Origin of the sequence: Gordonia hydrophobica NBRC 16057 (assembly GCF_001592365.1) — a bacterium.
Taxonomy (GTDB): domain Bacteria; phylum Actinomycetota; class Actinomycetes; order Mycobacteriales; family Mycobacteriaceae; genus Gordonia; species Gordonia hydrophobica.
Genome location: NZ_BCWU01000015.1, coordinates 77330 through 87934, shown reverse-complemented (window position 1 = coordinate 87934; position 10605 = coordinate 77330). Strand labels below are relative to the sequence as shown.

Here is a 10605-nt window from a genome sequence, read left to right as displayed (position 1 = left end):
AAATGCCACAGACCGGTGCTGGTGAACGTGAACGCCACCGCGCACCCCGCAGCTACACATAAGACGCCGGCACCGGTGAGCATCACCGCACGGTCACCGAACCGAGCGACCAGCACGGGCACAGCGAAGGCGATCACCAACACCCCGAGCCCGTTCGCGGTCAGCAGCCACGCCACATCAGCGGCCGAGCGCCCGAGTGTGTCCTGCACGAGGTTGACGGTATTGACCATCACGATCGACCCCGCCCCGGCGACGGCCAGATTCAGGCCCATCAAACCCCTCAGTCGCGGGGTTGCAAGGAAGACCCGAGCCCCCGACAACACTCGGTCACGAACTCGGTAGCCACCGACAAGGACAGCGTTGGGTACCCGACTGGACACCACCAACGCCGCCGAGGCGAGGAACCCCGCCGCCGTTCCAGCGAACAGCCAATGGAAGTCGATCACGCTGATCAACAGTGCCGCCAGCAACGGACTCAGCAACGTCTCCATCGTCGAGGCGAGCTGGGAGTACGACAGGGCACGGGTTGAATCGCACTGGGTCTGATGGAGGCTCGGGCTATTGGATTCCGACCAGGGTCTGGTCGGCCCGTCTCGTAGCGTAGAACGTCTCCTCGAACTCTGCTGGCGGCACGTCATTGAGATAGCCGTGCAGGCGGTCGTTGTTGTGCCAGTGGGCCCAGCTGAGCGTCGCGAGCTCGACGTCCTCGACGGTCTTCCACGGCCGACCCTCGCGGGCAGGGCCGCGGATGAGTTCGGCTTTGTAGTAGCCATTGACCGTCTCTGCCAGCGCATTGTCGTAGGAATCTGCGACGGTGCCGATCGAGGGAGTTGCTCCGATCTCGGCGAGGCGCTCGCCGTAGCGAATCGAGGTGAACTGCGACCCGGCATCGCTGTGACATCGCAGTCCGGTCAGTTGGGTGCCGCGTGACCATCGGGCCATCTCGATCGCGTCGAGGACCATCGTGGTTCGCATGTGTGAGGCGACCCGCCACCCGACGATCGTGCGTGAGTAGGCGTCGATGATGAAGCAGACGTAGGCGACGCCGGCCCAGGTCGGCACGAACGTCAGGTCGGTGACCCACAACTGATTCGGCGCCGTGGCGGTGAAGTCACGACGCACCAAGTCGGGGTGGCGCGGCATCCCGGGGTCGGGTTTGGTGGTGCGCACCCGCTTGCTGCGGGGCGTGTCAGATGGTGTGTGTAAGCGGTGATGTTCACTCCTGAAAGGAACTCACCTCGTGACCATCGAAGAGAATGTGGTTGTGGACCAACCTGTTACGCGTGAAGAACGCCGACGTGCCCAGGCCGAAGCTGTCGACCAGCTCGTCGCCTCCGGCGCCCTCGACGGGGTGTTCGCCCAGATCGACGCCGGTCAACCGATCGCCGGCGAAGGCGGCCTCCTCAATGCCCTGTTGAAGGCCACCCTCGAACGCGGGTTGAACGCCGAGCTGACCGAGCACGTCGGCTACGAGGCCGGAGACCCTGACGCCTCGGCGTTCCCGAACTCGCGCAACGGGTACAGCACGAAGACGATCGCGACCGAGGTCGGTGATGTCGAGCTGAACGTGCCCCGCGACCGAGACGGCACATTCACCCCGATGCTCGTCCGCAAGGGTCAACGCCGGTTGGACGGCCTCGACGGCATGATCGTCTCGCTCTACGCCGGCGGCATGACGATCCGCGACATCCAACATCATCTGGCCTCGACGATCGGGACCGAGCTCTCGCACGAGACGATCTCGAAGATCACCGACGAAGTCGCCGACGAGGTCGCCAAGTGGCAGAACCGCAACCTCGACGCGCTCTACCCGGTGATCTACCTTGATGCGATCGTGGTCAAGATCCGCGATGGCGGACACGTGATCAACAAGGCCGCCCACATCGCCGTCGGCGTCGACATGGACGGCATCAAACACGTCCTCGGGATCTGGATCCAGGAGCACGAGGGCGCCAAGTTCTGGGCCGGTGTCTGCGCTGACCTGCGTAACCGCGGGGTCCAGGACGTGCTCATCGTGTGCTGTGACGGGCTGACCGGGTTCGCCGACGCCATCGAGGCGACCTGGCCGCAGGCGACCGTGCAGACCTGTGTGGTCCACCTGATTCGGGCGTCGATGCGGTTCGTCTCCTACACCGACCGCGCGGCCGTCGTCAGGCTGTTGAAGCCGATCTACCAGGCGCCGAACGCGCAGGCCGCCGCCGACGCCCTGGACGCGTTCGAAGACTCGGACATGGGACGTAAGTACCAGTCGGCGGTGAAGACGTGGCGGGCGGCGTGGGACCGGTTCATCCCGTTCCTGGCGTTCCCTCCCGAACTACGGAAGGTGATCTACACGACCAACGCGATCGAGTCGCTGAACTACCAGCTACGCAAGGTCACGAAGAACCGCGGGCAGTTCCCCAACGACGACGCCGCGGTCAAGTTGTTGTGGATGGCGATCTGCAACATCGAGGACAAGCGAGCCCGCGAACGCGCCAAGGAACGAGGGAAGAAAGCTGCTGACCGCCGAGCCTCCGGACGCCTCGTCGAGGGCGCGGTCACCACGAACTGGAAACGCGCTCTCGAGCAACTCTCCATCGTCTATCCCGAACGAATCGACCATCACCTTTAAATCGAACACTAGACCGACTTACACAGGAAACTTGAATCGCACTGGGTCTGATGGAGGCTCGGGCTATTGGATTCCGACCAGGGTCTGGTCGGCCCGTCTCGTAGCGTAGAACGTCTCCTCGAACTCTGCTGGCGGCACGTCATTGAGATAGCCGTGCAGGCGGTCGTTGTTGTGCCAGTGGGCCCAGCTGAGCGTCGCGAGCTCGACGTCCTCGACGGTCTTCCACGGCCGACCCTCGCGGGCAGGGCCGCGGATGAGTTCGGCTTTGTAGTAGCCATTGACCGTCTCTGCCAGCGCATTGTCGTAGGAATCTGCGACGGTGCCGATCGAGGGAGTTGCTCCGATCTCGGCGAGGCGCTCGCCGTAGCGAATCGAGGTGAACTGCGACCCGGCATCGCTGTGACATCGCAGTCCGGTCAGTTGGGTGCCGCGTGACCATCGGGCCATCTCGATCGCGTCGAGGACCATCGTGGTTCGCATGTGTGAGGCGACCCGCCACCCGACGATCGTGCGTGAGTAGGCGTCGATGATGAAGCAGACGTAGGCGACGCCGGCCCAGGTCGGCACGAACGTCAGGTCGGTGACCCACAACTGATTCGGCGCCGTGGCGGTGAAGTCACGACGCACCAAGTCGGGGTGGCGCGGCATCCCGGGGTCGGGTTTGGTGGTGCGCACCCGCTTGCTGCGCCGGACACCCTCGATCCCGGCGGCGCGCATCAGCCGGGCGACCTGGTCCCGGCCGATGTCATGGCCAGCACGCCGGGCCGCCTTCCAGATCTTTCGTGCCCCGTAGACGCGGAAGTTGTCCTCCCACAACGCGTAGACGACTGGACCCATCACCTCATCACGCTTCGACCGTGCCGACGGTTTCCGCTTCTTGACCTCGTAGTAGCTGCTCGGGGCCACCTGCAGAACTGCGCAGATGCGCTCGACCCCCAAACGCCGACCCGCGACGACATCATCGCAGTTGGCGTCAATGAACGCGGCTACTTCTTGTGCTGGCGGTCGAGCTCCGCCCCGAAGAAACTCGCAGCTCGCTTCAATATCTCGTTTGCCCGCTTGAGCTCGCGGTTCTCCTGCTCGAGGGCCTTCATCCTCGCCGACTCGCTCGTGCTGACCCCCGCAACGTGGCCCTGGTCGATATCGGCCTGACGCACCCACGAGCGCACAGACTCGGTGCCGTACCCGAGCTGGGTCGCCACTCGCTTCACCGTGCCGTGATCGGTGCCCAGCTCGGCCCGTAGGGTCCTGACCATCCGCACCGCGGAGGCCTTTTCTTCAGAGCTATAGCGACGGGTGGTCGGCTTGTCCGGGTTGGTGTCCTTCGGCATGAGTACATCCTCGTTTCCAAACGATGGAGACTCCAACCAACCCAGTGCGATTCAGGTGTACTGCTTCTCATCGGGCAGAACATCGGGCAGTGCCGCCTGGAACGTCGGGGTAAACGCGGCCGACGCCGACTGCATCAACGCCACCAAAACGTACACATGCCACACCTGATCAGCGAACGGCAGCGCCACCACCACCCCGGCACGCACAACATCCAAACTCACCAACAGACCGCGCCGATTGAACCGGCCCGCATACGCTCCCGCAACCGGTGCCACCAGCACGTACGCCACCATCTTGATGGTCAACGCCGTCCCCAACACCGCCGCCGCATTCGGACCAGCAAGCTTGAACGCCAACAGTCCCAACGCGACCGTCGCCAGCCCATTGCCCGCCAACGCCACCACCTGCGCACCAAACAGATGCCGGTAATCACGCACCCCAAACAACGATCTCGTCATTGCCTTGCCGCCTCCTCACCCGCCACGGCCGATCAGACTCGGTCGCGAACAGGCCCACTATGACATACTGGTGCTCATGTATGCACATGATGAAGTAAGAGGTTGGGGCGCACAAGGGCCGTCCGACGACGTCATCGATGCCGCCTCGTCCCTGCTTCGCATGCTCGCCGACCCCACACGGATGCGGATCCTCTGGATCCTCGGGCAACGCGAGTACGACGTGGCCGCACTGACCGACGACCTCCAGGCCGCGCGGCCCACGGTCTCCCAGCACCTCGCCAAACTCAAACTCGCTGGACTCGTCCAATCACGCAAAGAAGGACGACGCAGCCTCTACAGCGTCCGAGACCTCCACCTGCAGGAACTACTCACCGAAGTGTTCAGCGCCGCCGATCACCAGACCAACGCCCTGCCCGACCACCGCCGGTCGATCGCACACGACATCAACGATCAGGCAGGCTAGCCACACCGTGTTCGCACCGACCGCGCCAAACGTTCCACAACAGAACCTCATGAGCGGATGAATAATCACATGACCAGCACCGACCTGGTAACTGCAGCGGGCGTAGCCACACCAGCGAACACCGACCAAGAGCTGTCAACGTTCATGCTCGTGATGCTCCTAGGGTCTTGGCCTGTGCTGGCGCTCGGCGGCTTCCTGATTCTCCAACGCCGCCTCGACGACGCCACCAAACCCACAGTCAGCAGGCAGGCGAGCAAGGAATGGATCGCCGACCGCCACACAAAGACCCACACAGTACGCCGAACCTCATCAAAGCCGGTCGCATACGGGCTCTATGCAGCAGCCGCGTGCGACGTCCATCCGCCTCAGCCGACGCATGCCCAGCACCGCCGTCGGTCCGAGGGGCTGCCACTGGTCGGGCATCGCGCTCGCGAGCACGTCCGGCGTCTCCGGTCCGGTCGGCAACGGGAGAGCACCCTCGGCGCGCAGGGTCGTCATCATCGTCGCGTCGTCGGCGTATCCGGCACAGTATCCGGCACCGCCCGCATGCTGGGCCACACTCGCCGCCGAACGCATGCCCGCCACCTGGTACGACACGCTGTTGCCACCGATCAACGCCGCCACCGGCACGTCGTCGAGCATCAGGTGGAGGCGACTGCGTCGTGCGACGTGGTCCGGGACGAGTTCGGCGAGTCGGGTCCGAAAGCCGGACGATGCACTCGATCCCACCAGCCCGCCCAGACTCGGGTCCCAGGGGTCGGCGGTGACGTCGGTGACGGTGCGGCCGTTCAGGAAGTCCATTTCGACGCGCACCCGGTCGGTTGGGCTCACGAAGATCGACCCGGTCGAGTCCATCCGACTGTCCCGCGCCGAACCCGTGAGAATCAGATGTCCGTTGTCGGGCACGTAGTCGATGTCGACGGCGGTCGTCCGCCGACGAACGCCTCGGGCCAGCTTCGGGGTCGATTTCATCGGCTCGTGGATGCCGTGGCGCGGATGCAGCGCCGACGAGGAGTCGTTATCGGGCACGGCGTCATCTCCTCAGGGCCGCGCACCCGGCCGGTGGAACGCCGCCAGCTGCCCGAGCGCACCTGCGGCGCCCACTCCTGCGGCGAACGCGGCTGCCGTATCGCCGGTCAGTGCGGAGTCGATGCCGAGTCGTCGGTCCACGCTCCACCGGCCCGGTCCGACGCCCGCCAACACCACGGCTGCGACCGCCAGGTTGGCGACGTACTCCCAGCCCTCGGCGGTGATGAAGAAGCCGTTACTCACGTGCACGGATCGGCCCGCGACCGCCATCGTGCCGACCACCGCCGCGGCCGCTAAGGGCGTCCCCGCACCAGCGATGAGCGCGACACCCGCCCCTGTCTCCACGACGGCGCTTGCCGCCGCCTGAATCTTCGGCTTGCGGAAGCCGATCGACTCGAACCATCCCGCCGTGCCGGTGAGACTGGTCGCGTGTTTGAGTCCGTGCGCGACCATCGTCCCGCCGACCGAAGCACGCAGGAGCAGCCGCACCGCGTCCAGGCCTTGTCGGGACAGAGGCGTCGACCTCCCTGCGGACCGCTTCAGTGATCTCATTGCGTCTCCTTCTCGGTATTCGTTCTGTCGCCGTGTCGTTGATCGGTTCGCGCCGAGCCGATGACCTCCTCGACCGGTGCGATCACCTCACGGCCGAACACGTCGATCGTGTCGGGTTCGGCTCGGTCGTGGAACCGCACGATCATCAGGTCGACGCCACGCTCGGCCTCGGCCACGAACATCTCGCGCAGCTCCTCGGGAGTGCCGACCAGCGGTGGTCCCCAACTCCTCGCGGGCATCCGACTAGCAGACACTGACCTGGTCACCCAATTGGGCGACTACGGTCAGACGACTCTTGACCTCGCAATCGTCGAAGCACTAGTCGCCCGAGATCTCAACTATCCCATCGATCCAGTGGTATCCGCAATCGTGTTGCGATGCCTTCTATCTCGATTCCCATCGACTGCTCGAGAACTCACACCTCCTCTACACGGAGACGAGATAATTGATCTCTTGGTAATGTGAATCGAGCGCGGCTTCTTCAGCAACACACAGAGTCGCCGTCCTGACTTCGAAACCCCGCACCTGAAGCAAATGCACCATGCCTGAGCAATCCCTCACTCCCGGACGAATGCGTACGGTCACAGCGTGATCGCCGACGTTATGCCCCAGCTGATCGTCGTCGACGCCGATCGCTGCGACAGCCCCCAGCAACCCTTCGAGAAGTTTGAGACCCCACTGATCGCGGTCTGCACCGGACCTCCGGAACCGGGCACCGCCGCCGACGCCCTGGCCGACCAGGTGATGTTCACCCTCACCGAGGCGCGTACAAGGGATCCACGACTAGTTCCCGTCGAATCGATCGACGCCGCCATCTCCGACATCCGAGCCACCGTCACCGCGAATCCGATCGCGACTGCGATCTGCGATGACGTTCTGCGGGTCAACAGCCCAGACGTCGGCACCCGGCGGGGCCTGACCGCCGAGTCCCTCGCCTACTCCACCCTCCAGGCGGGCCCTGAGTTCGCCCGCTGGCTCGCAGCTCAGAAACCCCGCGTCCGCCACGAACAGGACGACGCCGTCCTGATCGACCGCACCGACAACACCCTCACGATCACCTTCAACCGCCCCGACCGACACAATGCTTTTAGCAACGCGCTGCGCGCCGAACTCATCGACGCACTCACCATCGTCATCGCCGACCCGGCGATCACCGACGTCGTCCTCACCGGCAACGGCCGATCCTTCTGCAGTGGCGGCGACCTGCGCGAATTCGGCCTGTTCACGGACCCCGCGCACTCGCACCTAGCCCGTACCCGGCACAGTCCCGCGCTCTTGCTCGACGCCGTCGTGGGCCGACTCGGCCCGCGGATGCACGCTCGCGTGCACGGTGCCGTGCTCGGCAGCGGCATCGAGATGGCTGCCTACTGCGGTCGCCTCACCGCCCGACCTGACACCGTCTTCGGCCTGCCTGAGTTGCGCCTCGGACTGATCCCCGGTGCCGGCGGAACCGTCAGTATCCCGCGCCGCATTGGACGATGGCGCACCGCGTACCTCGCCGTTTCCGGTCGACAGATCGACGCAGCGACTGCCCTCGACTGGGGCCTGATCGACGACATCATCGGCCGATGACCGACCACGCGGGCAGCTGGGCCGACACCGGTCTGGCCTGGTTAACCGGAGACCCCGACGGCCCCGGCGACGTCTCTCGCGCCGCCGTCCTCGAACACGCTAGAGCGATCGCCGCACCCATGCGCCAGGACGCGGCCGCCCTGCTCGCCGGCCGCGCCGCGCTCACCGGACTCCGACGGCGCGGCGCCACGTCGGCCGGCGGGGCGACGCGACTGCTATCCGCCACCGACGGCTGGGTTGCCGCAACACTCTCCCGCCCACAGGATGTCGACTCAGTGGCCGCGGTCGTCGAATCGAATGCAATGCCAACCGACCCGTGGCGAGCGCTCGCGGATTTTGCTGCACGCACCTCGGCCTCCGAGTTCGCCGACCGCGCTCAACTCCTCGGCATCCCAGCCTCCGCCCTCGGTGCCGTACCACCCGCCGAGCCGCGCGTCACCAGGTATTGGGCGGGCGACGATCGCCACATCGACGCAGATCTGCTTGTCGTCGACCTGTCTTCTATGTGGGCCGGACCGCTGTGCGGGATGATCCTGCGCGAACTCGGTGCAAGCGTCGTCAAGGTGGAGAGCCCGCGCCGACCGGATGGCACCCGGCTCGGCGACTCCAGCTTCTTCACCTGGATGAACGGCGGCAAACACGTATGTCGGGCGGATCTGCATGACGACACCGCAGCGGTGGCTCGCCTCCTAGATGCCGCCGACGTCGTGATCGAGGCGTCCCGGCCGCGCGCGCTCGCCCAGACCGGGCTCGACGCCGCCTCCCGTGCACCGCGCACCGGCCGCGTATGGGTGCGAATCACCGGGTACGGGCCTGATCACCCCGACCGCGTCGCATTCGGCGACGACGCGGCGGTCGCCGGAGGTCTTGTTGGTGCCGGTGCGCACGGACCGGTGTTCTGCGGCGACGCAATCGCCGACCCGCTGACCGGTATCACTGCCGCCCACCAAGTGATCGAGTCCCTGCGACGCGGCGGCGGCGAGGTCATCGACGTGGCGATGGCCGAAGTGGCCGCCACGTACGCGGCACTGCCGATCACCCCCGATCCGCCCTCGTATGCGAACGTACCGCCAGCCCAGCCCGCGATCCCGATCACGCCGCCGCCCGACGCAGCATTCGTCGAGCAGCTTGTCCACGACCGATCGGCGACGCCGTGCTGATCGTCGGCGGATCGCTCCTCAACGGCCGGCGAGCTGATGTGCGGATCATCGGGGATCGCATCGTCGAGGTTGCGCCGAGCCTTGCCCCCACTCGCGGTGAGGAAGAGATCGACGTGCTCGGTGGCACTATCCTACCCGGACTGCACGATCACCACGTGCATCTACGGGCGATGGCCGCCGCGGCCCTGTCGGTCCGCCTCGATCCGGCGACCGTTCGCGGCCGCGTCGGACTCGCCGAGTCGCTCGCTGTTGCCTCACCCGACGCTGTCGGCTGGATCCGCGCCGTCGGCTACCACGAGAGCATCGCCGGCGACCTTGACCGGCACCTACTCGACGCGCTCGATCCCGTCCGGCCAGTGAGGATCCAGCACCGGACCGGCGCAATGTGGTTCGTCAACACCCCCGGGTTGCGACTACTCGGCCTCGCCGACCATCCAACCGGCCGCGTGTACCGGGACGACCACGTACTCGCAGCACATACCTCTGTCGACACTGACCTAACCGTGCTCGGCCACGATCTGGCCGCTCTCGGCATCACCGGAGTCACCGAGGCCACCCCCGATCTCACTGACGCAGACCTCGTCGATCTGCGGCGCGCTCTCACAGACGGCGCCCTCCCCCAGCGCCTCCACGTGCTGCGTGCTCCCGGTGAGTCCCGACATCCTCGCCTGACCCACGGACCGACCAAGCGCATCATCGACGATGACGTCGACTGCGCGGAGTTCACCGACTGGCTGACTGCCCAGCGGCGCCAGGCACGACCGGTCGCAGTGCACTGCGTCACTGTTCTGCAGCTGGTGGTCACCATCACGGCGCTACGCGAGGTCGGGACGTTGCCCGGCGACAGGATTGAGCACGCAGCGGTCGTCCCAGACGATCTGCTCGCGACTCTCGGCGACCTAGGCATCACCGTGGTCACCCAGCCGAACTTCGTTTCCGAACGTGGCGATCAGTATCTCGCAGACGTCCCCGCCGACGAACTCCCCGGCCTATGGCGACTGGCGTCCCTCATCGAGGCGGGAGTACCACTCGCGGGCAGTACCGACGCGCCGTTCGGCCACCACGACTCGTGGGCCGCGATGCGCGCGGCCTGCGCACGTCGTGCTCCGTCGGGGGCGACGATCGGCGAAAACGAACGCCTGTCCCCGCGCGCAGCGCTCGGGCTGTTCCTCGGTCGGCCGGACGCACCCGCGCAGGTTCGCCGAGTGGAAATCGGGGCGGTCGCCGATTTGTGTCTGGCCCGTGCCGCACCGGAGGAGTTGCTCGAAGCACTGTCCGCGGAGACTGTGGTAGGCGTAGTCATCGGGGGACAGCATTTCTCGTTCTGACAATGCGATAGGTCGCCCAAGGAATGTATCGAGCGTTCCACAACCGCCAGCTATTCGAGATTCGGGCCGGACGAGCAAACCCAGAACTTGTTGTGGCCGA

General features: G+C 65.8%; 10 protein-coding genes and 2 pseudogenes. 5 read left to right on the top strand and 7 right to left on the bottom strand.

Going from position 1 to position 10605, the window contains the following annotated elements:
• Both GH2_RS22230 and GH2_RS19625 read right to left on the bottom strand, forming a co-directional pair.
• On the bottom strand, positions 1 to 491 hold a 491-nt coding region (locus GH2_RS22230), incomplete at its 3' end, for an MFS transporter (RefSeq protein ID WP_369692257.1).
• A gap of 67 nt (positions 492 to 558) precedes the next feature.
• Positions 559 to 1182 (bottom strand): annotated as a pseudogene (locus GH2_RS19625) (IS3 family transposase); the annotation flags it as partial.
• Between the two features lie 82 nt (positions 1183 to 1264).
• Between GH2_RS19625 and GH2_RS19620 the strand changes: the two are divergent.
• Complete coding sequence (locus GH2_RS19620) at positions 1265 to 2611, top strand: IS256 family transposase (RefSeq protein ID WP_372434606.1); 1347 nt, start codon at positions 1265 to 1267, stop codon at positions 2609 to 2611.
• Between the two features lie 63 nt (positions 2612 to 2674).
• Here the strand turns inward: GH2_RS19620 and GH2_RS19615 are convergent.
• Both GH2_RS19615 and GH2_RS19605 read right to left on the bottom strand, forming a co-directional pair.
• Positions 2675 to 3942, bottom strand: a protein-coding gene (locus GH2_RS19615) for an IS3 family transposase (RefSeq protein WP_157086159.1) whose coding sequence is annotated in 2 segments (ribosomal slippage) — positions 2675 to 3639 and positions 3639 to 3942 — 1269 coding nt in all. Because the reading frame shifts where the segments join, the coding sequence is not laid out codon by codon here.
• A 54-nt stretch (positions 3943 to 3996) separates the two neighbouring features.
• Positions 3997 to 4401, bottom strand: a pseudogene (locus tag GH2_RS19605) (MFS transporter); the annotation flags it as partial.
• A 76-nt stretch (positions 4402 to 4477) separates the two neighbouring features.
• Here GH2_RS19605 and GH2_RS19600 point away from each other — a divergent pair.
• The gene (locus GH2_RS19600; RefSeq protein WP_066172068.1) at positions 4478 to 4864 is read left to right on the top strand and encodes an ArsR/SmtB family transcription factor; all 387 of its coding nucleotides are present in this window, start codon (positions 4478 to 4480) and stop codon (positions 4862 to 4864) included.
• Between the two features lie 309 nt (positions 4865 to 5173).
• On the opposite strand, the gene GH2_RS19595 is transcribed toward GH2_RS19600, so the two are convergent.
• From GH2_RS19595 to GH2_RS19585, 3 genes are read right to left on the bottom strand one after another with little or no spacing between them, the layout of a single operon-like run.
• Positions 5174 to 5893, bottom strand: coding sequence for a hypothetical protein (locus GH2_RS19595; RefSeq protein WP_066172046.1), 720 nt, complete (start codon positions 5891 to 5893; stop codon positions 5174 to 5176).
• A gap of 12 nt (positions 5894 to 5905) precedes the next feature.
• Positions 5906 to 6445, bottom strand: a complete 540-nt coding sequence (locus tag GH2_RS19590; protein ID WP_066172045.1) for a DoxX family protein — start codon at positions 6443 to 6445, stop codon at positions 5906 to 5908.
• The gene (locus tag GH2_RS19585; protein WP_066172043.1) at positions 6442 to 6684 is read right to left on the bottom strand and encodes a hypothetical protein; all 243 of its coding nucleotides are present in this window, start codon (positions 6682 to 6684) and stop codon (positions 6442 to 6444) included. The genes GH2_RS19590 and GH2_RS19585 overlap by 4 nt, the downstream gene beginning before the upstream one ends.
• Before the next feature lie 364 nt (positions 6685 to 7048).
• Between GH2_RS19585 and GH2_RS19580 the strand changes: the two genes are divergently transcribed.
• Genes GH2_RS19580 through GH2_RS19570 form a run of 3 tightly spaced genes read left to right on the top strand, consistent with a single transcriptional unit; the run spans position 7049 to position 10505 of the window.
• A complete protein-coding gene (locus GH2_RS19580) occupies positions 7049 to 8017 on the top strand; it encodes an enoyl-CoA hydratase/isomerase family protein (RefSeq protein ID WP_084247645.1) in 969 nt (322 codons plus the stop codon).
• On the top strand, positions 8014 to 9177 hold the full coding sequence (locus tag GH2_RS19575) for a CoA transferase (RefSeq protein WP_066172041.1): 1164 nt from the start codon (positions 8014 to 8016) through the stop codon (positions 9175 to 9177). Before GH2_RS19580 ends, GH2_RS19575 begins: the two co-directional genes overlap by 4 nt.
• Positions 9171 to 10505: an amidohydrolase family protein gene (locus GH2_RS19570; protein ID WP_066172039.1), complete on the top strand. Its 1335-nt coding sequence runs from the start codon at positions 9171 to 9173 to the stop codon at positions 10503 to 10505. Before GH2_RS19575 ends, GH2_RS19570 begins: the two co-directional genes overlap by 7 nt.
• Positions 10506 to 10605: the final 100 nt, after the last annotated feature.

Coding starts and splice junctions, on each gene's coding strand:
- GH2_RS19600 (WP_066172068.1), top strand. CDS start 4,478: ATGTATGCACATGATGAAGTAAGAGGTTGGGGCGCACAAGGGCCGTCC.
- GH2_RS19590 (WP_066172045.1), bottom strand. CDS start 6,445: ATGAGATCACTGAAGCGGTCCGCAGGGAGGTCGACGCCTCTGTCCCGA.
- GH2_RS19585 (WP_066172043.1), bottom strand. CDS start 6,684: ATGCCCGCGAGGAGTTGGGGACCACCGCTGGTCGGCACTCCCGAGGAG.
- GH2_RS19580 (WP_084247645.1), top strand. CDS start 7,049: ATGCCCCAGCTGATCGTCGTCGACGCCGATCGCTGCGACAGCCCCCAG.
- GH2_RS19575 (WP_066172041.1), top strand. CDS start 8,014: ATGACCGACCACGCGGGCAGCTGGGCCGACACCGGTCTGGCCTGGTTA.